19 protein-coding genes are annotated in these 21,442 nt (G+C 69.7%); 10 read left to right on the top strand and 9 right to left on the bottom strand.

Annotated features, from left to right (window positions below):
* The first annotated feature begins 16 nt into the window (after window positions 1-16).
* Window positions 17-640 (top strand): 2,3-bisphosphoglycerate-dependent phosphoglycerate mutase, encoded by a 624-nt coding sequence (locus tag ACEUEL_RS19770; RefSeq protein ID WP_405709134.1) that lies wholly within the window; start codon window positions 17-19, stop codon window positions 638-640.
* Window positions 641-658: 18 nt separating this feature from the next.
* Here the strand turns inward: ACEUEL_RS19770 and ACEUEL_RS19765 are convergent, their stop codons facing one another.
* Complete coding sequence (locus ACEUEL_RS19765) at window positions 659-1,546, bottom strand: methylated-DNA--[protein]-cysteine S-methyltransferase (protein WP_405709131.1); 888 nt, start codon at window positions 1,544-1,546, stop codon at window positions 659-661.
* Window positions 1,547-1,656: 110 nt separating this feature from the next.
* On the bottom strand, window positions 1,657-2,175 hold the full coding sequence (locus ACEUEL_RS19760) for a DUF2244 domain-containing protein (protein ID WP_405709128.1): 519 nt from the start codon (window positions 2,173-2,175) through the stop codon (window positions 1,657-1,659).
* Window positions 2,176-2,443: 268 nt separating this feature from the next.
* Here ACEUEL_RS19760 and nth point away from each other — a divergent pair, with 268 nt between their 5' ends.
* A complete protein-coding gene (gene nth, locus ACEUEL_RS19755; RefSeq protein WP_405709539.1) occupies window positions 2,444-3,187 on the top strand; it encodes an endonuclease III in 744 nt (247 codons plus the stop codon).
* On the opposite strand, the gene ACEUEL_RS19750 is transcribed toward nth, so the two are convergent.
* On the bottom strand, window positions 3,117-3,833 hold the full coding sequence (locus tag ACEUEL_RS19750; RefSeq protein WP_405709125.1) for a sulfate transporter family protein: 717 nt from the start codon (window positions 3,831-3,833) through the stop codon (window positions 3,117-3,119). The genes nth and ACEUEL_RS19750 overlap by 71 nt on opposite strands.
* A 296-nt stretch (window positions 3,834-4,129) precedes the next feature.
* Between ACEUEL_RS19750 and ACEUEL_RS19745 the strand changes: the two genes are divergently transcribed.
* Window positions 4,130-5,458, top strand: coding sequence for a flavin monoamine oxidase family protein (locus ACEUEL_RS19745; RefSeq protein WP_405709122.1), 1,329 nt, complete (start codon window positions 4,130-4,132; stop codon window positions 5,456-5,458).
* A 99-nt stretch (window positions 5,459-5,557) separates the two neighbouring features.
* Entirely contained in the window at window positions 5,558-5,788 is a 231-nt protein-coding gene (locus tag ACEUEL_RS19740) for a hypothetical protein (protein ID WP_405709119.1), read from the top strand.
* Window positions 5,789-5,818: 30 nt separating this feature from the next.
* On the opposite strand, the gene ACEUEL_RS19735 is transcribed toward ACEUEL_RS19740, so the two are convergent.
* Together ACEUEL_RS19735 and ACEUEL_RS19730 are read right to left on the bottom strand one after the other, a co-directional pair.
* The gene (locus ACEUEL_RS19735; RefSeq protein WP_405709116.1) at window positions 5,819-8,983 is read right to left on the bottom strand and encodes an efflux RND transporter permease subunit; all 3,165 of its coding nucleotides are present in this window, start codon (window positions 8,981-8,983) and stop codon (window positions 5,819-5,821) included.
* A gap of 73 nt (window positions 8,984-9,056) precedes the next feature.
* Complete coding sequence (locus ACEUEL_RS19730; protein WP_405709113.1) at window positions 9,057-10,232, bottom strand: efflux RND transporter periplasmic adaptor subunit; 1,176 nt, start codon at window positions 10,230-10,232, stop codon at window positions 9,057-9,059.
* A 471-nt stretch (window positions 10,233-10,703) separates the two neighbouring features.
* Here ACEUEL_RS19730 and ypfJ point away from each other — a divergent pair, with 471 nt between their 5' ends.
* Both ypfJ and moaB read left to right on the top strand, forming a co-directional pair.
* On the top strand, window positions 10,704-11,615 hold the full coding sequence (gene ypfJ / locus ACEUEL_RS19725; RefSeq protein ID WP_405709110.1) for a KPN_02809 family neutral zinc metallopeptidase: 912 nt from the start codon (window positions 10,704-10,706) through the stop codon (window positions 11,613-11,615).
* 16 nt (window positions 11,616-11,631) lie between these two features.
* A complete protein-coding gene (gene moaB / locus ACEUEL_RS19720) occupies window positions 11,632-12,201 on the top strand; it encodes a molybdenum cofactor biosynthesis protein B (RefSeq protein ID WP_405709107.1) in 570 nt (189 codons plus the stop codon).
* A 12-nt stretch (window positions 12,202-12,213) separates the two neighbouring features.
* Here moaB and ACEUEL_RS19715 read toward each other — a convergent pair whose 3' ends face one another.
* On the bottom strand, window positions 12,214-13,563 hold the full coding sequence (locus tag ACEUEL_RS19715; RefSeq protein ID WP_405709105.1) for an aspartate aminotransferase family protein: 1,350 nt from the start codon (window positions 13,561-13,563) through the stop codon (window positions 12,214-12,216).
* Window positions 13,564-13,815: 252 nt separating this feature from the next.
* Between ACEUEL_RS19715 and ACEUEL_RS19710 the strand changes: the two genes are divergently transcribed.
* The 4 genes from ACEUEL_RS19710 to hisS all read left to right on the top strand — a co-directional run bounded on the left by ACEUEL_RS19710 (window position 13,816) and on the right by hisS (window position 19,541).
* On the top strand, window positions 13,816-15,738 hold the full coding sequence (locus ACEUEL_RS19710) for a tetratricopeptide repeat protein (protein WP_405709102.1): 1,923 nt from the start codon (window positions 13,816-13,818) through the stop codon (window positions 15,736-15,738).
* A 159-nt stretch (window positions 15,739-15,897) separates the two neighbouring features.
* Window positions 15,898-17,019: a TIGR03364 family FAD-dependent oxidoreductase gene (locus ACEUEL_RS19705; RefSeq protein ID WP_405709099.1), complete on the top strand. Its 1,122-nt coding sequence runs from the start codon at window positions 15,898-15,900 to the stop codon at window positions 17,017-17,019.
* Between the two features lie 15 nt (window positions 17,020-17,034).
* Window positions 17,035-17,835, top strand: a complete 801-nt coding sequence (gene phnX, locus ACEUEL_RS19700) for a phosphonoacetaldehyde hydrolase (protein ID WP_405709097.1) — start codon at window positions 17,035-17,037, stop codon at window positions 17,833-17,835.
* A gap of 77 nt (window positions 17,836-17,912) precedes the next feature.
* Window positions 17,913-19,541 (top strand): histidine--tRNA ligase, encoded by a 1,629-nt coding sequence (gene hisS / locus ACEUEL_RS19695; RefSeq protein WP_405709094.1) that lies wholly within the window; start codon window positions 17,913-17,915, stop codon window positions 19,539-19,541.
* Between the two features lie 228 nt (window positions 19,542-19,769).
* On the opposite strand, the gene ACEUEL_RS19690 is transcribed toward hisS, so the two are convergent.
* From ACEUEL_RS19690 to ACEUEL_RS19680, 3 genes are all read right to left on the bottom strand, one after another.
* On the bottom strand, window positions 19,770-19,991 hold the full coding sequence (locus ACEUEL_RS19690) for a hypothetical protein (RefSeq protein WP_405709091.1): 222 nt from the start codon (window positions 19,989-19,991) through the stop codon (window positions 19,770-19,772).
* Window positions 19,992-20,101: 110 nt separating this feature from the next.
* Window positions 20,102-20,329 carry a hypothetical protein gene (locus ACEUEL_RS19685; RefSeq protein ID WP_405709089.1) on the bottom strand — a complete coding sequence of 76 codons (228 nt, stop codon included), beginning with the start codon at window positions 20,327-20,329 and terminating at the stop codon, window positions 20,102-20,104.
* A gap of 688 nt (window positions 20,330-21,017) precedes the next feature.
* Window positions 21,018-21,428, bottom strand: coding sequence for a hypothetical protein (locus tag ACEUEL_RS19680; protein WP_405709087.1), 411 nt, complete (start codon window positions 21,426-21,428; stop codon window positions 21,018-21,020).
* Window positions 21,429-21,442: the final 14 nt, after the last annotated feature.

The raw sequence follows: 21,442 nt of genomic DNA, 5'->3' as shown, positions 1-21,442 counted from the left end.
CCCGGAGAGCACCCCCATGTCCGAGCACCTTCTCGTTCTCGTCCGCCACGGCCAGAGCGAATGGAACCTGAAGAACCTCTTCACCGGCTGGCGGGACCCGGACCTGACACCGCTCGGCGTCGAGGAGGCCAAGGCCGCCGGCCGCCGCCTGAAGGCGGACGGCTACCAGTTCGACGTCGCGTTCACATCGGCCCTGAGCCGTGCCCAGAAGACGCTCGACCTCGCACTCGCCGAGATGGGCCAGACCGGCCTGCCCATCATCCGCGACCAGGCGCTGAACGAGCGCAACTACGGCGACCTTAACGGTCTCAACAAGGACGATGCCCGCGCCAAGTGGGGCGAGGAGCAGGTGCATGTCTGGCGCCGCTCCTACGACGTGCCCCCGCCCGGTGGCGAGAGCCTGAAGGACACCATCGCCCGGGCGCTGCCCTATTACGTCACCGAAATCCTGCCCCGCGTCCTGCGCGGCGAGCGGGTGCTGGTGGCGGCGCACGGCAACTCGCTGCGCGCGCTGATCATGGTGCTGGAGAAGCATTCGCCGGAGAGCATCATGAAGCGCGAACTCGCAACCGGCGTGCCGGTGATCTACCGCCTCAACGCGGACTCGACCGTCGCCAGCAAGATCGACCTCGCCGGCTGAGGCCGAGGCGCCCCGTCGTCAGCGCGGGGCGCCGATCACCTGACCGGCCTCCCAGCCGAGTATGGCGCGCTTGCGGGTGAGGCCCCAGTGATAGCCGGTCAGATCGCCGTTCTTGCCAAGCACGCGATGGCAGGGAACGACGAAGCTGATCGGGTTCTTGCCCACCGCCGCGCCGACCGCCCGCGCCGCCTTGGGCTTCTCGATCCGTCCGGCGATGGTGGAATAGGTGGTCGCCTTGCCCATCGGGATGCGCATCAGCGTCTCCCAAACCCGTACCTCGAAGTCGGTGCCGATGAAGACGATCCGCAGCGGGTTGTCGGGGCTCCAGGTCCGACAGTCGAAAATCCGGGCGGCGTAGGGGCCGGTCGCGACGGGATCCTCGACATAGAGCGCATTCGGCCAGCGCCGGCGCATGTCGGCCAGCGCGGCGTCCTCTTCGCCCTCGTCGGCAAAGGCGAGGCCGCACAGGCCGCGCGGCGAGACCATGGCCAGCGCCATGCCGAAGGGGGAGGGATGAAAGCCCCAGCGGATCACCAGTCCGGCGGCACCGGTCTTCCATTCGCCCGGCGAGAGCGACTCGTGGACGACGAAGAGGTCGTGCAGCCGCCCTGGACCGGAAAAGCCGAGCTCGTAGGCGGCATCGAGCACATTGTCGCTTTCCGAAAGGACCCGCCGGGCGGCGTCGAGCGTCACCGCCTGAAGGAAGTCCTTGGGCGACAGCCCGCACCAGCGGCGGAACAGGTCGGTCAGGGCGCGTGGCGTCACCCCGGCGGCGAGTGCGATGGACTCGACCTCGGGCTGGTCGCGGAAATGCGTGTTCACGAAAGCGACCGCTTTGCGCACGACCTCGTAGTCGGCGGCGGCTATGTGCAGTGGCGAGGCGGTCTCGAAATTCGGCGCAAGCATGGCATCTTCTCCTGATCGCGCCGATCCAACCTCCGCCGCCGCCGGGGCGCCACCCGATTTCGACGCCGTCAGCCTGCCGGCGTCATCGCCGGGCCCTGTCCGCGCCGCGCTCATGGTTCGCTGAGCGGCACGCCGCGCTTGGCCTGTGCCAGAGCGAGGCCGAGCCCTGTGCTGAGGTCCTCCTTCGCCTGCGGGTGCAGGAAGCTTCCCACCTCCGTGGGCGTTCCGCGCGATTGCAGCAGCACCCGCATCAGGCCGAACTCCTCATGGCGGTCGGCGTGAAGCCGCGTCCACAGCGGGTTCATTTCCGTGTCCCTCGCCCGACCGGCGGGATCGACCTTGCGCACCAGCAGGCGGCTGGGCGTCATGGTGATCTCTTCGCGGGCGCGGGCCGCGCGGAAATTCATCCGGAAGGCGATGTAGATCGCCAGCACGTCAAGGCCGAAGAAGCCGAAGATCGGCCAGGCGCCCATCATCAGGAAGGCAAGCCCGCAGACGAAGCTCACCAGCGCCACGAAGGCCATGACCACGGCGAAGCCGCGCCGGCCGAGCGAGCGGTGGGGCTGGAGCGTCGCCTCGTAGAGCAGCGGCTCGGGCGATGGTTCATGGCGGCGGCTGGCGAGGTCCATGGGCCATCAGTATAAGGGATGAATGGCAAAGGCGACGTCGGGAAAAATGGGCCGCACGCGTTCCTCAGGCAAGCCCACGGCAAGCGATTCTCCAAGCGGTAAGGGCGTGAGCGCGCGACAGACGCGAGCCAAGGCTGCCCCGCCCGAACATCTGTCCCAGCCGCCGCTGCCCGACCGGCCCGCAACGGCCAAGCCCAGGCCGGCGAAGCGTTTGGCTTCTCCGAAGGGAGATGTCGAGGTCGTATCCAGTGGTTCCTCCGCCGGTGGACTGTCCGAAGAAGCGCCACGCCCGCGCCGGCGCGCGGTAGCGAACGCGGCGGCCGCCGCGTCGGGGCGGCACATACGCCGCTGGTCGGCGGCGGACGTCGTGACCGCCTTCACCCGGTTCGAGGAGGCCGATCCGGAACCGAAGGGCGAACTCGAGCACACCGATCCCTACACGCTGCTCGTCGCGGTGGTGCTGTCCGCGCAGGCGACCGATGTCGGCGTGAACAAGGCGACGCGGGGCCTGTTCGCCGCCGCGCCGACGCCCGCGGCGATGGTCGCGCTCGGCGAGGAGGGCGTTGCGCGCCATATCCGCACGCTCGGGCTCTATCGCGGCAAGGCCAAGAACGTGGTCGAACTGTCCCGCCTGCTGATCGAGCGCCACGGGAGCGAGGTGCCCCAGGATCGGGTGGCGCTGGAGGCTCTGCCGGGTGTCGGTCGCAAGACGGCCAATGTGGTTCTGAACATAGCCTTCGGGGAGCTGACCATCGCGGTCGACACCCATCTCTTCCGGGTCGCCAACCGCACCGGCCTTGCCCCCGGCGCCACGCCGGCCGAAGTGGAGGCGGGGCTGGAACGGGCCATTCCGGACCGCTTCAAGCGCCACGCCCATCACTGGCTGATCCTGCATGGGCGCTATGTCTGCAAGGCGCGGGCCCCGGAATGCCCGCGCTGCCTCATCGCGGATTTGTGCCGATGGCCCGAGAAGACGCCCCCGGCAACCCCGAGGCCGCTGGCGGGCGGGTGAGCTTCTTGTGAAGCCGCACCATGAACAGCGTGGCGAAGACCGGCGTCACCAGGTTCAGGATCGGGATCGACACCACCAGCGCGATGATCAGCCCGGCGATGAAGATGCTCACCGCGTGCTGGCGCCTGAGCGCCCGCGCCGCGTCCTCGGAGCGGTAGCGCATCGCCGCGAGCTGAAAATACTCGCGCCCCAGCAGGTAGCCATTGGCAACGTAGAAGACGACGAGGTTCACCCCGGGCACCAGCAGCAGAAGCAGGGCCAGGATGTTCACCGCCACGACGACGCCGAAGAACTTGATGGCGAGGAAGATCGAGCGGGCGACGGGCAGCGCCTCGCCGACCGGCTCACCCGGAAAATCGGTGCGCTCGACCTGCTCGGCGACATCGTCGAGGAACAGTCCGGCGATCAGCGAGGTCACCGGCGGCACGAGGAATACGCCGCCGACGAGGATGCCAAGCACCGCCACGATGTTGAGCAGCAGCTCGGCCCAGCCGTAGGAAAGCTGGACGAAGTGGGTCAGTGCGGTATGCGCGACGATGCCCAGCACGATGATCAGACCTATCGCAAGGCCGATCGAGCGCAGCAGCACCCGGCGGAACTCCGGCGAGAAGGTCTGGGCAAAGGCGCGCAGGGCGGCGTCGAGCATGGCGGATTCCGGCAAGGGGCGCGGCCGATCCGCGCGGAGACTAGGTGGGGGCCGGCCCCGGTCGACTCAAGTATCGGAACCGACTCATAAATTTTCGCCGATTCGGCGCCGGGGCACTTGCCATCAGACGGCGGCTCTCGGTATCCCGATTCGTTCTCGTCGAACAGAACGTGAATCAGATCAACGGCTTGGGTCGGTCGTCCCGCGTCAACGCAACGTTCGGCGGTGCGGCAATGGCGCTTCGCCTCGCTGCATGGGGCATGCTAGCGTGCCGCTCCCCGCGAGTTCCAGCCATCATGACCAGCACCGCCATCACCCGCCGCGCCCTTCTCGCCGCTGGCCTCGCTGCCGCCGGCTCGGGAAGCGCACGCGCGCAGGCCATTCTCCAGGTCAACGACGTTGATGTGGCGATCGTTGGGGGAGGCGCCGCCGGCATCGCCGCCGCCCGGCGGATCGTGGCGGCCGGCCGGACCTGCCTGCTGATCGAAGCCGCGGCGAAGCTCGGCGGCCGGGCTCGGACCGAATCGCCGTTCGGAATGCCCTTCGACCTCGGCGCCGCCCAGATGGCGGAAGAGGACAATCCGCTCGTGGCGGCGGCGAAGGCGGATGGTCGCGATCTCGTCGATCTCCCGGCCTCCCGGCGGCTGTATGTCGACGGCCGCGAGGCCCGGGACAGCGCCTATGACGCCTTCGCCGTCGCCCTGGGCCGCGCGAGGCGCGCCATTGCGGCGACCGCCGATGCCGGGCGCGACGTGGCCGCGGCGCGCGCCTTGCCCGATCTGGGTGCCTGGGGGGCGACGGTCGAGGCGACGCTGGGGCCGCTCGGCTGCGGGCGGACACTCGCCAACGTCTCGGCGGTTGACTTTGCACGCCGGGAGACCCCGCCGGGCGCGGTCGGCAGCCCGCAGGGCATGGGCGCCCTGCTGGAGCAGCTCGGCGCGGGATTGAATCAGCGCATCGGAACCCGCGTGTCGCGCATCGACGTATCGACGCGGGGCGTCACGCTGGAGGCGGGGGGCACCGTCCGCGCCCGCGTGGTCATCGTCGCCCTGCCGGCCGCTGTGCTGGCGGCGGGGGCGATACGGTTCGGCGCGGGCCTGCCGGCGCGGTTGCAGGCCGCCTTCCCGCGCCTGCCATCCGGGCTCATGGAGCGGGTCGGCTTCCTGCTGCCGGGCAATCCGCTCGTGCTGCAGCCCAATGAGACGGTGCTCGCCCGCGCGAGCGCCGCGCCCGCTGCGTTCCTTCAGGCCCGCGTCGGGGGAACGGACCTTCATGTGCTCACCTTTGGTGCCGACGTGGCCGCCTCGATCGCCGCGAACGGCGAGACGGCGGGGCTGAAGGCGGCGCAGGACTTCATCGGCCAGACCTTCGGCACGGCGAACGGCGCCCGCATCACCAAGGTGGTGGCCTCGCGCTGGTCGACCGATCCGCTGGTGCGGGGCGCGATGGCCGTCGCGGCGCCGGGTGCCGGTGCGGTCCGGCGCCTTTTCGCCGAGCCGGCCGGACGCCTCATCTTCGCCGGCGAATACACCCACGAGACGCTCTGGGGCACGCTCGCGGGCGCCTGGAGTTCGGGCGAACGGGCGGCCGACCAGGCCCTCAGGATGGCCGGGGGGCCGTCCTGACCAGGATGCCTCCTCGACCGGCCGTCATCTAGGCGGGCGCCCGGTCCATCTGCTACATGTCTGCCACTGGCCTCAGGATCAGGCGGCGATGAGGAGCCGATGAAGCAAGCATCCAGCCTCTATCCGGCAAAGCTCAGCAAGAAGCGGGCGCGCTTCGAGAAGAGCCGTGCCGTGCTCCAGCGCAAGAAGCTGCCGGTCGGCCACCCCTATTACAGCCTCCCGATCTGGACACCCTACAGCTTCGCCCGGTTGTTCGGCTGGCTGCAGGGGCTTCGCGCCAGGCGCAAGAAGAAGCAGCTGGCGCAGTATCTGGAGACCTTCACCAAATAGGCGGCGCGCGCGGCGCCGCCGGCCGGCGGCCTACTCGGCCGGCACCGTCGCGCCCTTGGGTCTCGGCCCGAACCGCAGCACCAGCGCGCGGATCGCGACATAGAACACCGGCGTCAGGAACAGGCCGAAGAAGGTCACGCCCAGCATCCCGAAGAACACCGCCGTGCCGAGCGCCTGACGCATCTCCGCACCGGGGCCGACCGCGATGGCGAGCGGCACCACGCCGAGGATGAAGGCGAAGGCGGTCATCAGGATCGGCCGCAGCCGCAGCCGCGCCGCCTCGACAATAGCCTCGACCGGCGTGCTGCCGCTGCGCTGCTCCGCCTCGCGGGCGAACTCGACGATGAGGATCGCGTTCTTGGCGGCGAGGCCGACCAGCACGACGAGGCCGATCTGGGTCAGGATGTTGTTGTCCTGCCCCCGCCACATCACCCCGAGCAGGGCGGAGAGCACGCTCATCGGCACGATCAGGATGATCGCGATCGGCAGCGACCAGCTCTCATACTGAGCGGCGAGCACCAGGAACACGAACAGCACCGACAGCCCGAAGATGAACACCGCCGTATTGCCGGTGGTGCGCTCCTGATAGGCGAGTTCGGTCCATTCGAAGCTCATCCCGGTCGGGAGCACCTCGCGCGCGAGCTGCTCCATGGTCTCGAGCGCCTGGCCGGAGGAGATGCCGGTCGCCGGGTTGCCCTGCAGCGGCACCGAGGTGAACATGTTGTAGCGCTGCACGAGGTCGGGGCCGGTGGTGTTCTGGATGCGCACCAGCGTGCCCAGCGGCACCAGCGCGCCGGTGGAGGAGCGCACGCGCAGGCGGCTGACGTCGTCCGGCTCGATGCGGAACGCCTGGTCGGCCTGCGCCCGCACCTGGTAGACGCGGCCGAAGGCGTTGAAGTCGTTCACATAGGCGGAGCCCAGATTGACCTGCAGCGTCTCGAAGATGTTGGCGATCGGCACGTTGAGCACCCGCGCCTTCTGCCGGTCGATCTCCAGATAGACCTGCGGCGTGCCGGCGGTGAAGGTGGTGTAGACGCCGGCGAGGTTCGGGTTCTGCCGGGCCCGGCCCATCAGTTCGTAGGTCGAGGCCAGCACCCGGCCGACATCGGCGCCGGCCCGCTCCTGCACCTGCATCTTGAAGCCGCCGGCATTGCCGACACCGCGCACGGGCGGAGGCGGCACGGCAATGATGAACGCCTCCTCGATCGCCTGCATGCGCACGAACAGGTCCTTGATGATGCTGTCCGCGCTCTGCCCGTGCTTGAGCCGCTCCTCGAACGGCTCGAAGCCGACGAACACCGCCGCCGCGTTGGTGGCGTTGGTGAAGGTCGCGCCCGAGAAGCCGGCGAAGGCGACCGCGTTCTTGGCGCCCGGCGTCTCGTGCACGAGTTCGCTCACCCGGCGCGTCACCGCGTCGGTGCGCGACAGCGAGGCCCCGTCGGGCAACTGGATGACGACGATGGCATAGCCCTGGTCGAGCGTCGGGATGAAGCCGCGCGGCACATGATCGACCACCCATACCGTCCCGGCCAGGAGGCCGGCATAGATCGGCAGCACCAGCAGCTTGCGCTTCACCACGCCGCGCACCGTGCCGGCATAGCCGCGCGCGGCGGCGTCGAAGCCGCGGTTGAAACCGCGCGCCGCGCCGCCGAGGATCCGACCGAGAAGGCCGGCCGGCTTGCCATGGGCATGCGGCTTCAGCAGCATGGCGGCGAGCGAGGGCGACAGCGTCAGCGACACGAAGGCCGAGATCAGTGTCGACACCGCGATGGTGAGCGCGAACTGGCGGTAGAACTGGCCGGTGATCCCCGGAATGAAGGCGGTGGGCACGAACACCGCCGCCAGCACCAGCGCGATGGCGATCAGCGCGCCGCCCACCTCGTCCATCGTCACATGCGCGGCATCGCGGGGGGATAGCCCCGCCGAGATGTGGCGCTCGACATTCTCGACCACGACGATGGCGTCGTCGACGACGATGCCGATGGCGAGCACGAGGCCGAACAGGGTGAGCGTGTTCAGCGAGAAGCCGAACGCCGCCATGAAGGCGAAGGTGCCGATCAGCGAGACCGGGATGGCGATGATCGGGATGATCGCCGTGCGCCACGACTGCAGGAAGATGATGACGACGAGCACGACGAGGGCGACCGCCTCGTACAGGGTCTTGTAGACCTCGTTGACGGATTCGCCGATGAACTCGGTCGGGTTGTAGACGATGTCGTAGGCGAGACCCTGCGGGAAGTTCCGCTTCAGCCGCTCCATCGTCGCGATGATCTCGTCGGAGGTGCGCAGCGCGTTGGTGCCGGGCCGCTGGAAGATGGCGAGCGCGACCGCCGGATTGCCGTTCAGGTACGAGTTGGTGAAATAGTCCTGCGCGCCGAGCTCGACACGCGCGACATCGCCGACCCGCACCAGCCGGCCGTCTTCGGTCGAACGGACGATCACGTCGCGGAACTGCTCGGGGCTGTCGAAGCGGCCCTGCGTGGTGACGGTGAGCTGGAAGGCGTTGTCGGCCGGCGTCGGCTCCTGGCCCAGCGCGCCGCCCGAGACCTGCACGTTCTGCTCCTGGATGGCGCGGACGACATCGCCCGAGGTCATCGAGAAGGCGGCGAGCCGGTCGGGATCGAGCCAGATGCGCAGGCTGTACTGCCGCTCGCCGAACAGCTGCAGGTCGCCGACGCCCTCCAGCCGCAGCAATTCGTCGCGGATGTTGTTGCGCGCGTAGTTGGAGACGTAGAGCTGGCTCAGGCTGTTGTCCGGCGAGAGCATGTGCACGACCATCATCAGGTCGGGCGAGGACTTCTGCGCGGTGACACCGAGCCGGCGCACCTCTTCCGGCAGGCGCGGCTCGGCGATGGAGACGCGGTTCTGGACGAGCACCTGCGCCTCGTCGAGGTCGGTGCCGATCTTGAAGGTCACGGTCAGCGAGTAATTGCCGTCGCCGGTCGAATACGAGGACATGTAGAGCATATTCTCGACGCCGTTGATCTGCTGCTCCAGCGGCGTCGCGACGGTGGCGGCCACCGTCTTGGCGTCGGCGCCGGGATAGGCGGCGCGCACCACCACGGTCGGCGGCACGATCTCCGGATACTGCTCGACCGGCAGCGTGACATAGGCGATGGCGCCGACCAGCACCGTCACGATCGCCAGCACCATGGCGAAGACGGGCCGCTCGATGAAGGCATGGGAGAAGCGCATGGCTTCCTCCTCCGGCGATCGGGGAAAGGGGTCGGCAGGGCGCGGCGGCAAGGCCGCGCCGCTGTGCCGTGGCTCAGTTGCTCGCGGCCTGCCGTACGGGGGCGAGTTCGGTCACCTTCGGCTGGATCTGAACGCCCGGCTGAACCCGCGAAAGGCCGTTGACGACGATCCGCTCCTCGCCGGTGAGGCCGCCGCGCACGATGCGGTAGCCATCCGCGCGCGGGCCGAGCTGCACCGGCCGGGTGGAGACCTTATTGTCCTCGCCGACGACATAGACGAGGCGGCGATCCTGGTCGGCGATCAGCGCCTCGTCGGGCACCAGCACGGCATCATAGGGCTTCGAGGCGGGAAGGCGGATGCGGCCGAACAGGCCGGGGACGAGGGCGAGGTCCTTGTTCGGGAACACCGCCCGCCCGCGCATCGTGCCGCTGGCGGGATCGAGCCGGTTGTCGATGAAGTCGATATGGCCGGAGAGCGGCTTGTCGCTCTCGTCGGTCAGCGTGACGGTCACCGCCTCCGGCTTGCCGTTCTCCGCCGCCCGCTTGGTCGAGCCGCCGAGGAAGGACAGGAACGAGCGCTCGTCGACGTCGAAATAGAACTGGATCGGGTCGAGCGAGACGATGTTGACCAGCGTGGTGTCGTTGGCGGTGATGAGGCTGCCGACCGACACCATGCGCCGCGAGACGCGCCCGGAGATCGGCGCGCGTATCTCGGTGAATTCGAGGTCGAGCTGCGCACGGGTGAGGGCGGCATCCGCCCGGTCGAACTCAGCCTTGTTGGTATCGACCGTCTGCTTGCGCTGGTCGTAGATCTGCTGCGAGATGTTGTCGGTCCGGCGCAGATTGGCGGCGCGCTGGAGATCCGTGTCGGCGAAGCTCTGCCGCGCCTTCGCGGCCGTGACGGCGGCTTCCGCCTCCTGCAGGGCGGCCTTGTAGGTGCGCTGGTCGATGGTGAAGAGCAGGTCGCCCGCCTTCACCAGCGCGCCGTCTTCGAAATGCACCTTCGCGAGGTAGCCCCCGACCCGCGCCTTCAGGTCGACGCCATCCACCGCCTCGAAGCGGCCGATGAACTCGCTCCATTCGGTGATGTTCTTCACCACCGGCTTGGCGACGGTGACGGACGGCGCCCCCTGGGCATGAGCGAGATCCGGCACCAGCGCGCCGAGCAGGAGGGCGACGAGAACGGCGAACGGCCGGCCGGAGACGCGGCCGCCGCGGGAGCCGGGCACCAGAGCGGGGAACGGTGACATCTGCGTCTCCTCGATTCGGACGGCGGACACAGCGGCCGGCGGCGTCCCGTTCGAGGACGTGCCGGTCGGCCGGGCACCGACAGTTCCGGCGAACTAGTCCCGCCGGGTTGTACGGATTGTGAACGGAAGGGCGTAGAGCGCCCGTCACTAATATGTATCGAACGCTACAAATCGACTGTCGTGCGTGATCTGTCAAGTGACATACATAGCGATCGATAAATTATCAGTGTGCGGCGCACAAAGCTACCCCTGCGGAGGGCGCATCCCCGTCTTCGCCGGGTGATCCCGACACGGCCGACCGCATGGCCGATTGCCCATGGCCGACGAAATCGGGCGAGCGGTATCGTATGCATCTTTCCGCCCGCTCGCGCGTTGATGCTCCCGATCGGCCGTGACGTTGCCGCCATGCCCGGAACGGGCCACAATCGGGGGGCACGGGCGTCTGCACGGCGGGCGGCGTGGGAGGTAGGCATGAAGTGGGAAGATTACCGGCAGAGCGACAATGTCGAGGATCGCCGGGGACAGGGTGGCGGCTTCGGCGGCGGTTTCGGCGGCGGCGGACGCATGCGCGGCGGCGGCCTCGGCATCGGCGGGCTGATCGTGGTCGGCCTGATCGCCTGGGCGACCGGCATCAATCCGGCGGTCCTGCTGGGCGGGGCGGAAATCCTGTTCGGGGGCGGCTCGGGCTCGGCCCCCACCCAGCAGCAGACCAGCGCGCCGCGCGGCCAGGCCGGCGCCCCCAGCGACCAGCTGGGCAAGTTCGCCGCGACCGTGCTCGCCCAGACCGAGGATGTCTGGGTCCCGCTGTTCAAGGCCGAGGGGCGCACCTACCAGCCGCCCGGCATGGTGCTGTTCTCCGGCGCCACCCGCTCGGGCTGCGGCGCCGCCCAGTCGGCGATGGGCCCGTTCTATTGCCCGCTGGACCAGAAGGTCTATCTCGACCTCTCCTTCTTCCAGGAAATGAAGACCCGCTTCCGCGCCCCGGGTGATTTCGCCGCCGCCTATGTCATCGCCCACGAGGTGGGCCATCACGTCGAGAACCAGATCGGCCTGCTCGGCAAGGTGCAGGAGCGCCAGCGCCAGGTCTCCAAGGCCGAGGCCAACCAGCTCTCGGTGCGGGTCGAACTGATGGCCGACTGCCTTGCCGGCGTCTGGGCCTATCACGCCAATGCCAACTGGCGCATCCTCGAGGAGGGCGACGTCGAGGAGGCGCTGAACGCAGCCTCCGCCATCGGCGACGACCGGCTGCAGAAGCAGGCGCAGGGCTTCGCCGTTCCCGACAGCTTCACCCACGGCACCTCGCAGCAGCGCACGACCTGGTTCACCCGCGGCCTGAAAAGCGGCTCCATGCAGCAGTGCAACACTTTCCAGGGCGCCATCTGAGGCCTATCTCGGGGGCATGAGCACATCAGCCCCCGTCGACCCGCGTCCCTTCCTCGCGCTGCGGATTGCCGTCCTCACCGTGTCGGACACGCGCACCCTCGCCGATGACCGTTCCGGCGACACGCTCGCCGGGCGGATCGAGGCCGCCGGCCATCATCTCACCGAGCGCGCCATCGTGCCCGACGATGTCGAGGCGATCCGGGCGAAGGTCGGGGGGTGGATCGCCGATCCCGCCATCGATGTCGTCATCACCACCGGCGGCACCGGCTTCACCGGGCGAGACGTGACCCCCGAGGCGCTGGAGCCGCTGTTCGAGAAGCGGATGGACGGCTTCTCGACGGTGTTCCACATGATCTCCTTCTCGAAGATCGGCACCTCCACGCTGCAGAGCCGGGCCACCGCCGGCGTCGCCAACGCCACCTACGTCTTTGCGCTGCCGGGCTCGCCGGGCGCCTGCCGCGACGCCTGGGACGAGATCCTTGTCAAACAGCTCGACCTCGGCCACCGCCCCTGCAACTTCGCCGAGATCCTCCCCCGCCTCGACGAGCACCTGCGGCGCGCCAAGGCGAGGGGAGCGAGCGTGTGAGGGCGCCGCCCCTCACATCACCGCGTCGATGATCTTGCCGAGCTTGCCGACGATCTCGCCGATCTGGTCCTCGGAGATGATCAGCGGCGGGGTCACGGCGAGGGTGTCGCCGGTCACGCGCAGCATGATGCCCTGCTCGTGGAAACCGGTCTCCATCGCCTCGAAGCCGCGCTTGCCATAGGCATCCGGGCGCGAGGCGAGATCGACCGCCCCGACGAGGCCGAGGGTGCGGATGTCGAGCACGCCCGGCTTGCTCCTGAGGCCCATCATCGCCTCCGCCCACACCGGCTCCAGCGCCTTCGCGCGCTCGAACAGCTTCTCGTCGCGGTAGAGGTCGAGCGTCGCCAGCGAGGCGGCGCAGGCCAGCGGATGCGCCGAATAGGTGTAGCCGTGGAACAGCTCGATGACGTGCTCCGGGCCGGTCATGAAGGCGTCGTGCACATGCTTGCGGGCGATCACCCCGCCCATCGGCACGGCGCCCGAGGTGACGCCCTTGGCGAAGGTGATCATATCCGGCACCACGCCGTAGCGCTCGGCCGCGAAGGCGTGGCCGAGCCGGCCGAAGCCGGTGATGACCTCGTCGAAGATCAAGAGGATGCCGTATTTGTCGCAGATCTGGCGCAGCCGCTGCAGATAGCCCTTGGGCGGCGGCAAGACGCCGGTCGACCCCGCCATCGGCTCGACGATCACCGCCGCGATGGTCTGGGGATCGTGCAGCGCGACGATGCCTTCCAGCGCGTCGGCGCGCTCGGCGCCCCATTCCGGCTCGCCCTTGGAGAAGGCCTGCTTCTCGCGGTCATAGGTGTGCGGCAGGTGGTCGGTGCCGACCAGGAGCCCGCCGAAGAAGCGCCGGTTCGGCGAGATGCCGCCGACCGAGATGCCGCCGAAGCCGACGCCGTGATAGCCGCGCTCGCGCCCGATCAGCCGGGTGCGCGTGCCGTTGCCGCGCACCGCGTGATAGGCGAGGGCGATCTTGAGCGCGGTGTCGCCGGCTTCCGAGCCGGAATTGCAGAAGAACACGTGGTCGAGGTCGCCCGGTGCCAGTTCGGCGATGCGCGAGGCGGTCTGGAACGCGCCGGGATGGCCGTACTGGAAGGTGGGCGCGAAATCGAGCTCGGCCGCCTGCTTCTGGATCGCCGCGACGATGGGATCGCGGTTGTGGCCGGCATTGGCGCACCACAGCCCGGCGGCGGCGTCGATCACCGCCCGCCCCTCGGGCGTGTAGTAGTGCATGTCCTTGGCGCGCGAGATCATGCGCGGGCGGCGCTTGAAGGCGCGGTTCGCCGTGAACGGCATCCAGAACGCGCTGAGATCGTTGGGCGCGGCGGCGCCGGCGGCATCGTGATCGTAGGCAAGCGACATCTTCTAACTCCGGGCGGACGGACGCTGGGACCCCTGCTGACTTCTACAGGAGCGCCCCGCGCTCTTCCTCACGAAAAATGCTGATATGAGCATCGTCGATGGTGATTGAACCCGCGACACCATCGCACGACACGATCGCTGTTTCCGCTGCGGCGTCCCGTTTGGTCACACGAACGACCATGTTCGGGCGGACCTTGACGGCGATGCATGCTATGTTCACCTAACGTCATGCCGGCCCACCAGGACCCACCCGTGCCCGATAGCCTTCTCGACGAGCTCGCCGAACGGGAGGGCACCGCGCCCGACGTCGCCCCGCCCGAGGCGGCTCCCGCGGTGGTGGCGCCGGAGGTGGTGCGCGAGGCGCTGGCCCGCGTGCTGGCCTCGGAGGAACTGCGCTCCTCGCCCCAGCTCTCGACCATCCTGCGCTTCGTCGTCGAGGCGACGCTGGACGGGCGCAGCGAGGCGATCAAGGGCTACACCATCGCGGTCGAGGCGATGGGCCGCGATCCCTCCTTCGATCCGCAGGTCGATCCCATCGTGCGCGTCGAGGCGACGCGGCTGCGCCGCAGCCTGGAGCGCTACTACGCCGGCGCCGGCGCCGGTGACGAGATCGAGATCTTTGTGCCGAAGGGCTCCTACGTGCCCCAGTTTCGCGCGCGCCCCGCCGCGGCCGGGCGCGAGGCGGTGGCCCCGGCCGTCCCGGCGGATGCCGCGACTGCTTTCGAACCGGCCGAGGGACGCGACGTGCCGCCCGGGCCCGCCATACCTCCCCCGCGGGTGCGCTCGATGCCGGCCGTGACCGCGGCCGCGCCGCCGCGCGGCTGGCGCTTCGGCGTGCCGGGCACCGCCGCTATTGCCGTCGCCGCCCTGCTGCTGGCCGCGCTGGCGCTGCTGCACCCGAGCCTCGCCGGCTGGCGGGCGCTGGTCGCCGGCGCCCCCGCGCCGATCGAGCGCACCAACCGGCTGGGCATTCCCATGGTCGAGGTGCGCGCCTTCGAATCGGCCGGCGGCAGCGGCGGCGAGTTCGATCCGCGCGCCATCGAGGTGCGGGTGCGCGATGCGCTGGCCCGTTCCGACCTGCTCGACGTGCTGGCGACGCCCGATGCCCGTCCGGTGATCGCCTGCGACGACACCAAGGCGCGGGCCGGTTCCGCCTTCGCGCTCGGCGGCCTCGTCGAGAATCACGACGATGGCAGCGTCGCCGTGCTCCTGCGCCTGTCCGATGTCTGCGACGGCACCATCGTCTGGTCGCGGGAGTTCGAGAGCCTGCGCCGCGGCACGGATGCCACCGCGACCGAGGTGGCGCTGGTGCGCGACATCATGGCGGCGCTCGCCGAGCCCTATGGCGTCATCCAGTCGCGCGCCCGCGCCCGGGTGCTCGCGGCGGGCGGCCCCGAGGCGGCGGGGCCCTATGGCTGCGTGCTGCTCGCCTATGGCTACTGGCGCAGCTACGTCCCCGCCGACCATGCCCGCGCCCGCGACTGCCTGGAGCGGGCGGTCGCGCAGGACCCCTCCTTCGCGCTCGGCCACGCCCTGCTCGGCGAGCTCTATCTCGACGAGGTCCGCAACGAGGTGAACCCGCGTCCGGGCGCCGAGCCGGCGCTGGACCGCGCCTTCGGCTCCGCCGAGCGGGCGGTCGAGCTCGCCCCCACCAGCGCCTTCGCCCGCCGCGTGCTGATGCACGCCCATTTCCTGCGCGGCGAGCGGGGCTCCTTCGTCGCTGCCGGCCAGGAGGCGCTGGAACTGAACCCCTACGACACCGACACGCTGGTCGACCTCGCCGGCAGCCTGGCCGCCTTCGGCGAGATCGAGCGCGGCGCGGCGCTGCTCGCCGGCGTCAAGGGCGAGGTGCCGGGCATGCCGCTCGCCGCCGAATACCAGCGCGCCGTGCTGGCCTATCTGCGCGGCGACGTGCCCGCAGCGGGCGTCGCCATCGACGGCCTGTCGGGCGAGGGCTATCCCCCCGGCCTGCTCGCCCGCGCGCTGGTGCGTCATCTCGCCGGCGAGGACGAGGCGGCGCGGGCCGATCTCAAGCGCCTCGTGGCGCTGGCTCCCTCCTGGTCCAGCAGCCCGGCGGCGATGGTGGCGCGCTTCTTCCCCGATCCGGCGCTGGCGAAGCGGGTGAAGGGCGATCTCGCCGCCGCCGGACTGCCCGGCCTCACCGCCATGCACTGAGCCTCGGCGATGCCCCGCCGCACGGGCGCAACCGTCGCTATGGCGGGGCAGGCCGCTCGATTCGACGATCCGGAGCCGGGGCCGGGCGGCACGGTCATTCAACGTTCGCCGACCCTGTCGTAGAACCGCCGGGGCCCTCCCGCCACCGGACCTCCGCACATGCCCGAGCGCTTCGATCTCGCCGTCGTCGGTGCCGGCATCGTCGGTCTCGCCCATGCGCTGGCGGCCGCGCGGCGCGGCCTCAGAGTGGTGGTGATCGACCGCGACGCGCAGGCCAACGGCGCCTCGATCCGCAATTTCGGCTTCGTCACCGTCACTGGCCAGCAGCGCGGCGAGTGCTGGCGCCGCGCCCGGCGCTCGCGCGACGTGTGGGCGGAGATCGCCCCGCAGGCCGGCATCGACATCCTCCATCGCGGCCTGCTGGTCGCCGCCCGCCGTCCCGAGGCGATGGCGGTGCTGGAGGCCTTCCGCGCGACCGAGATGGGCGAGGGCTGCGCCCTGCTCACCCCCGACGAGGCGCGCGCCCGGCTCCCCGCGCTCCACGGCGATCTCGTCGGCGCGCTGTGGAGCCCGCACGACCTGCGCGTCGAATCGCGCGCGGCGATCCCGAAGCTCGCCGCCTGGCTGGCGGCGGCGCATGGCGTGGTGTTTCACCGCAGCACCGTGGTCACCGATGTCGCCCCGGGCGGGGTGGAGACGCCGGGCGGCGTCATCCGCGCCGCCCGCATCGTCGTCGCGCCGGGCGACGATTTCCATACGCTGCTGGAAAAGGACATCGCGCCCTACCAGCTCACCCGCTGCAAGCTGCACATGCTGCGCGTCGCCGATCCCGCGCTCGGCCGGCTGCCCGGCGCGGTGATGACCGACATCTCGCTCGGCCGCTATCTCGGCTATGCGGAGCTGCCCGAGGCCGGCCCGCTGAAGGCGCGGCTCGCAGCCGAGCAGGCCGGGCACCTCGCCCACGGCGTGCACCTCATCGTCGTGCAGTCGGCCGACGGTTCGCTGGTGGTCGGCGACAGCCACCATTACGCCGCCACGCCCGATCCGTTCGCCCCCGATTTCGTCGACGCGCTGATCCTCGACGAATATGCCGCACTGTTCGGCCGCCGCCCGCCGCATGTCGTCGAACGCTGGACCGGCACCTATGCCGCCGCGCCCGACCGGCTCGCCCTCATCGACGCGCCCCATCCCACCATCCGCCTGGTCATGGTGACCAGCGGCACCGGCGCCTCCACCGCCTTCGCCATCGCCGAAGAGGCGATCGGCCAGTTGTTCGACTGAAACCGGGAGCCACCCATGGCCTTGAAGGCGCTCATCCTCGACTGGGCCGGCACCGCGGTCGATTTCGGCTCGCGCGCGCCGATGGGCGCCTTCGTCGCGGCCTTCGCCCGCTTCGGCGTCGGCATTACCATCGCCGAGGCGCGCGGGCCGATGGGCCTGCCCAAGCGCGACCACGTCGCCGCCCTGCTCACGGACCCCGCCATCGCCCAGCGCTGGCAGGCCGCGCATGGCCGCGCGCCCGGGGAGGCGGACATCGACGCCGTTCTGGCGGTGTTCGAGCCGCTGAATATCGAGGTGATCGCCGACCATGCCGATCTCATTCCGGGCCTCGTCGAGGTGATTGCGGGCGCCCGCGCACGGGGCCTGAAGATCGGCTCCACCACGGGCTATACGCGGCCCATTATGGAGCGGCTTCTCCCGCTTGCGGATAAAGCCGGCTACCGGCCGGACAATCTGGTCTGCGCCGGCGACCTCGCGGCCGGGCGGCCGAGCCCCTTGATGATGTACCGCACCTTCGCCGATCTCGGCGTCTGGCCGCCCGCCGCCTGCGTCAAGATCGACGATACCGGGCCCGGCATCACTGAGGGCCTCGCCGCCGGCACCTGGACGGTCGGCCTCGCGCTCTCGGGCAACGCCGCCGGCCTGTCGCGGGCCGAACTCGACGCGCTGCCACCGAACGAGGTGGCGGCGATCCGGGAGCGCGCCACCTCGCAGTTGCTGCGGGCCGGGGCGCATGTCGTGATCGACACCATCGCCGACCTGCCGCCGGTGCTGGAGGCGATCGAGGCGCGGCTCGCGGCGGGGATGCGCCCCTGAACCTTGCCGCCCGAACCTTGCCGCGCCGCGCCCCGTCCTCTAAACCCGCGCCGAACCTTCGAAGGAACGGCGCCATCATGGCCAAGGACAAGCCCGGCAACTCCAAGCCCAGCAAGCTGAAGGCGCGCCTGCCGCGCGGCCTCGCCGACCGGGGCCCGGCGGAACTCGCCGCCACCCGCGCCATGCTGGAGACCATCCGGCAGGTCTATGAGCGCTACGGCTTCGAGGCGCTGGAGACCCCGTTCATCGAGTATACCGACGCGCTCGGCAAGTTCTTGCCCGACCAGGACCGGCCGAACGAGGGCGTGTTCTCCTTCCAGGACGATGACGACCAGTGGCTGTCGCTGCGCTACGACCTCACCGCGCCGCTGGCCCGGCACGTCGCCGAGAATTTCCAGGACATCGCCAAGCCCTTCCGCTCCTACCGGCAGGGCTGGGTGTTCCGCAACGAGAAGCCCGGCCCCGGCCGCTTCCGCCAGTTCATGCAGTTCGACGCGGATACGGTCGGCGCGCCGACGGTGGCGGCCGATGCCGAGATCTGCATGATGGCGGCGGATACGCTGGAAGCGCTCGGCATCCCGCGCGGCGGCTACGTCATCAAGGTCAACAACCGCAAGCTGCTCGACGGCGTGATGGAGGCCATCGGCCTCGGCGGCGACGAGAACGCTGGCCGCCGGCTGACCGTGCTACGGGCGATCGACAAGCTGGATAAGGTCGGCGTCGACGGCGTCCGCGACCTGCTCGGCGAGGGGCGCTGGGAGAACCCGGCGGCGAAGAGCGGGGATTTTACGAAGGGGGCAAGTCTTAGCCCAGAGCAAGCGGGCCTAATACTCCGCGTGCTTCATGGGGCGGTCCCTGCCGATCTGGCCAAAATATTCCTGGAACGAGACGATGCGCTGGTCACGCCTAGCGAACTTCATGGCGTTGCGCCCTTTTTCGACATAGGAAACATACAGCGCATTAATTTCATGCGCGATCTCTGTGATCATCCACTTTATCTTGAAGGGTTGCGCGAGCTTCATGATATCGCAGATATCATCGCCGACCTGAATTATGGCTCCGACCGCATCTCCATCGACCCCTCCGTCGTCCGTGGCCTCGAATACTACACCGGCCCGGTCTTCGAAGCCGAACTCCTGTTCGAGGTTTCCGACGAGAAGGGCCGTCCCGTCCGCTTCGGCTCGGTCGGTGGCGGCGGGCGCTATGATGGCCTCGTCGGGCGCTTCCGCGGCGAGGAGGTGCCGGCGACCGGCTTCTCCATCGGCGTCTCGCGCCTTGCCGCCGCGCTGAAAGGGCTCGGCCAGCTCGAGGCGAAGCCGGCCGTCGGCCCGGTCGTCGTCGTCGTCATGGACCGCGACCAGACCGCCCATTACATGGGCCTCGCCGCCCGGCTGCGCACCGCCTTCAGGGAGGCCGGGATCCCGATCGGCGCCGAGATGTATCTCGGCAACCCGAAAAATCTCGGCAACCAGTTCAAATATGCCGACCGCCGCAACTCCCCCTGCGTCGTCATCCAGGGTTCGGACGAGCGCGCCGCCGGCACCGTCCAGATCAAGGACCTGATCGAGGGCGCCAAGGCCGCCGCCGCCATCGCGGACAATGCCGAGTGGCGCGGCGCCCGCCCCGCCCAGTTCGCCTGCCCCGAGGCGGAACTGGAGGCGCAGGTGATCGCGGTCTTGAAGCATCACGGCATCGCCGGCGCCTGAGGGCCAGTCTGCCGAAATCCTCGCGGCATCGTCATCCCGGACGGAGCCGCAGGCGACGAGCCGGGATCGCCAGCCCGTATGCCTCCGCGATCCCGGATACGGCCTCCGGCCGTCCGGGATGACGCTTGTGGACGACGTTCCAGACGGGCGCCGAGCGCCTCGGGCGGGTCGAAAGCCCGTCGACCATCAGGGGCGATGGGCCATGCCGCCGTTTCCCTCCTGCCCGGCTCAGCCGTGCACCTTCGCCTTGCAGCTCACCTCCGCCTGCTGCATCAGCACGCTGCGGTTGGCGCCGGTGCCGGCCTTCGCCTTGGCCTGCGCCATGCACTGGCTGAACTGCTCCTGCTGCGCGGGGGTGAAGGAGGTCGCCATCGACTGGCTCTTGCGCGCTTCCGCAAGCGTAACGGAAAGCATCAGCAAGGTCATTCCGGCGACGAGGATGCGGGTCATGGTATTTCCTCCGGTGACATCCGGTAACCTTACCGCGATGACCTGACGCCCAGAAGAGGATGCCGCTGCGTTCTGCCGCGCTTTATTTTTCGGCGTGCCGCCGCGCCCCGTCAGAACTGCGGCAGCGGCCCCTCGATCGAGATCTCCAGCCCCTCCAGCGTGCCCTTGCGGTGCGGGGCGGGCGGGGGCGCCAGCTGCGGCTCCACCTGCGCCTTGAACAGCTTCACGAGGTCGCGCTGGGCGGTGATGCTGTGCGCCTCGATCCGCAGGCGATAATCGGCGGGGTTCAGTCCGTGGGCCGCGAACCATGCGCTGAGTTCCCGGGCGGCGTCCTTCATGGCGGGTCGATCCTTGGCTTTGGGGGGCTCCGAACCGCCGGGGGAAACGCCCGATCCGATCGGCGCATGCTCCCGGCGCGCGGTGAGATAGGCGCCGTTCCGTCCCCGCGCCAGAGGGCCCCCGCGCGGCATGGCGGCGCCCGCCTTGAGCGGACGCCACGCAGGAAGGGCTCCGCGCGCCGGGGCGGGCGGAGGTCGGGGCAGCCTCGCCCGGTGAAGGGCGGCGGGGCACCGTCGCCGGATCGCTCCGGCAGCCGTCCGCACCGTGTGTGAAAGGTGGTGCGAACTGTCGTCGACCGTCGCAGCGCCGCAGCTCCGGCGCCCCGCACGCGGTGACTTTCGGCTTGCTCCATGCGCGCCCGGGAGGACTTACACTTGCTATCCTCCCCTGTGGGGTGCGTGGCGCCCCGCTCCGGCGAACCGGCGCGCGGCGCGTCTCCCCGTGACCGATGGCACGATCGGCCGGGGACGCATGGCTTGGGCCCCTCATGGCGCGGGGGCGTTAGGCCCGCCCCGTGAGGCACCGCACCCCGCCCCGCGCGATCGGCCGCTCCGGACGCGCCCCTGTAGCGGAACGAGGTGACGCCATTATCGCGCGGCGCGAAGGGCTGCGGATAAATCGGCGGGAAAAAATCGTGCGGGGGTGACGTGCGGCAGCCGTCGCGAAGGGGAGGCTCGGGGAGCCGGCTCAGGCACCGCCGGCAGGCCCGACATGCGTCTTGTCGATGGCAATCGAAATGTCGCCGCGTTCGCGACCGCTGCACCCCGGCCGGATCGAGTAGCGCCAGATCGCGGCACCGATCCGGCCATCGTCCGGCACTCGTGCAACCCTGTAGCCTGTCACCGTCAGCCGGCGGGCGACGAGATCAGCGAGCCGCTCGCACGACCTTTCGAAGTCGTCCTCCCAATAACCGTCGGGATGGAACGTCATCCAGAAAGGGTAATCCGCAAGATCGATGTGGTCGGTGTGACTGAGTCTGATAAAAATCCCGAGACATCGCGTAACCAAATAGTATCCTTCAACGTAGTTCTCGCTGTACCTCTCGGCAAAGCCGGGAAGAGAGAGTTCTTGTGCGAGGGCTTGCCCGACTTCGCGCAAGGTCGATGTCCCTG

Source organism: Ancylobacter terrae, assembly GCF_045108345.1.
GTDB lineage: Bacteria > Pseudomonadota > Alphaproteobacteria > Rhizobiales > Xanthobacteraceae > Ancylobacter.
Note: the sequence above shows the minus strand (reverse complement) of the source record. Positions and strands in the feature narration are given on the sequence as shown.

What these genes read in the sequence shown, in the direction of transcription:
- ACEUEL_RS19730 (WP_405709113.1), bottom strand. Translation starts at nt 10,232, where the DNA reads ATGTCACCGTTCCCCGCTCTGGTGCCCGGCTCCCGCGGCGGCCGCGTC.
- ACEUEL_RS19735 (WP_405709116.1), bottom strand. Translation starts at nt 8,983, where the DNA reads ATGCGCTTCTCCCATGCCTTCATCGAGCGGCCCGTCTTCGCCATGGTG.
- ACEUEL_RS19765 (WP_405709131.1), bottom strand. Translation starts at nt 1,546, where the DNA reads ATGCTTGCGCCGAATTTCGAGACCGCCTCGCCACTGCACATAGCCGCC.
- ACEUEL_RS19740 (WP_405709119.1), top strand. Translation starts at nt 5,558, where the DNA reads ATGAAGCAAGCATCCAGCCTCTATCCGGCAAAGCTCAGCAAGAAGCGG.
- ACEUEL_RS19745 (WP_405709122.1), top strand. Translation starts at nt 4,130, where the DNA reads ATGACCAGCACCGCCATCACCCGCCGCGCCCTTCTCGCCGCTGGCCTC.
- ACEUEL_RS19715 (WP_405709105.1), bottom strand. Translation starts at nt 13,563, where the DNA reads ATGTCGCTTGCCTACGATCACGATGCCGCCGGCGCCGCCGCGCCCAAC.
- ACEUEL_RS19705 (WP_405709099.1), top strand. Translation starts at nt 15,898, where the DNA reads ATGCCCGAGCGCTTCGATCTCGCCGTCGTCGGTGCCGGCATCGTCGGT.
- ACEUEL_RS19685 (WP_405709089.1), bottom strand. Translation starts at nt 20,329, where the DNA reads ATGAAGGACGCCGCCCGGGAACTCAGCGCATGGTTCGCGGCCCACGGA.
- ACEUEL_RS19770 (WP_405709134.1), top strand. Translation starts at nt 17, where the DNA reads ATGTCCGAGCACCTTCTCGTTCTCGTCCGCCACGGCCAGAGCGAATGG.
- hisS (WP_405709094.1), top strand. Translation starts at nt 17,913, where the DNA reads ATGGCCAAGGACAAGCCCGGCAACTCCAAGCCCAGCAAGCTGAAGGCG.
- ACEUEL_RS19760 (WP_405709128.1), bottom strand. Translation starts at nt 2,175, where the DNA reads ATGGACCTCGCCAGCCGCCGCCATGAACCATCGCCCGAGCCGCTGCTC.
- phnX (WP_405709097.1), top strand. Translation starts at nt 17,035, where the DNA reads ATGGCCTTGAAGGCGCTCATCCTCGACTGGGCCGGCACCGCGGTCGAT.
- ypfJ (WP_405709110.1), top strand. Translation starts at nt 10,704, where the DNA reads ATGAAGTGGGAAGATTACCGGCAGAGCGACAATGTCGAGGATCGCCGG.
- moaB (WP_405709107.1), top strand. Translation starts at nt 11,632, where the DNA reads ATGAGCACATCAGCCCCCGTCGACCCGCGTCCCTTCCTCGCGCTGCGG.
- ACEUEL_RS19750 (WP_405709125.1), bottom strand. Translation starts at nt 3,833, where the DNA reads ATGCTCGACGCCGCCCTGCGCGCCTTTGCCCAGACCTTCTCGCCGGAG.
- ACEUEL_RS19690 (WP_405709091.1), bottom strand. Translation starts at nt 19,991, where the DNA reads ATGACCCGCATCCTCGTCGCCGGAATGACCTTGCTGATGCTTTCCGTT.